Source organism: Mycobacterium sp. 1164985.4 (assembly GCF_001668575.1).
GTDB lineage: Bacteria > Actinomycetota > Actinomycetes > Mycobacteriales > Mycobacteriaceae > Mycobacterium.
The window spans coordinates 1-948 of record NZ_LZMD01000067.1; the positions used below are offsets into that span (position 1 = coordinate 1).

The 948-nt window shown below is 65.3% G+C and carries 2 pseudogenes; one reads left to right on the forward strand and one right to left on the reverse strand.

The window, feature by feature from the left end:
- Nucleotides 1–516, reverse strand: a pseudogene (locus tag A5650_RS13785) (dihydrodipicolinate reductase); the annotation flags it as partial.
- A gap of 77 nt (nucleotides 517–593) precedes the next feature.
- Here A5650_RS13785 and A5650_RS26815 point away from each other — a divergent pair.
- A pseudogene (locus A5650_RS26815) lies at nucleotides 594–755 on the forward strand (LLM class flavin-dependent oxidoreductase); the annotation flags it as partial.
- Nucleotides 756–948 lie beyond the last annotated feature (193 nt).

A 948-nucleotide genomic window follows, 5' to 3' on the forward strand; every position in this document is an offset into this window, starting at 1 on the left:
TGTGCTCAGCACCAGCGGTAGGTAGTCGGCGACGAACCCGGGTTCGATGCCTGAGGCGTACAGCGAGACCTGCCCCTTCTTCGCCGCCTGTTCCATCTGGTCGCGCCATTCGGGCGAGTAGTAGGCGGGCGGATAGACAAGCGTCGTCGACGACGTCGACACGACGTTGATCCCGGCTTCGAGGAGCTTCAGGTAGTCGGGCACGGCGCCGGCGTCACGTTCGGGCCCACTCGCGGCGTATACGACGCAGTCCGGTTGCAGCGCGATCAACGCGTCGGCGTCATTGGTGGCCGCCAGTCCGATCGGATCACCACCGGCCAGCTCCCCGGCGTCCTTGCCGATCTTCTCTTCGGAGTACACCCACACCCCGACGAGTTCGAGGTCGGGCCTGCTCCGGATCGCATCGATGGCGATCGACCCGACGCCGCCCGTCGACCACACAACGGTTCTCAGTGGTGTCCTCACGATTCCTCCGGCAGCCCGGTGTGGCGATAGAGCCAGCGCCGAGAATAGCATCCGCTATTAATGGAAACCAGAACAAAAATTAGGTTAGAGTCGGTCGTCGTGAATACTCCGGCCTTGTTGCGGCGCTGATGTTCACGCTCCGATTCGACATGCGGACGCCAGCCGAGGGAGCGCCCACGCCTGAGCTGTACGCGGCCGCGGTACAGATGTGCGAGTGGGCCGAGACGCGCGGCGCGGTCGTCGTGCTCTCCGAGCACCACGGCACCGAGGACGGCCACCTGCCGGCGCCGCACCGCATCCCTCCGCGCGAGGAGACCGTTGCGTACGTCCGATGCGGCAGACCGCTGCGGCTGCTACCGCTTTGCGGTGGCCTGCTGCCCAAACTTGCCTGGCCCTATCTCGAGCGCGCCGCATCGGTAAGCGCATCAAGCGCAGCGACGGAGGAATCGTGAGGACACCACTGAGAACCGTTGTGTGGTCGAC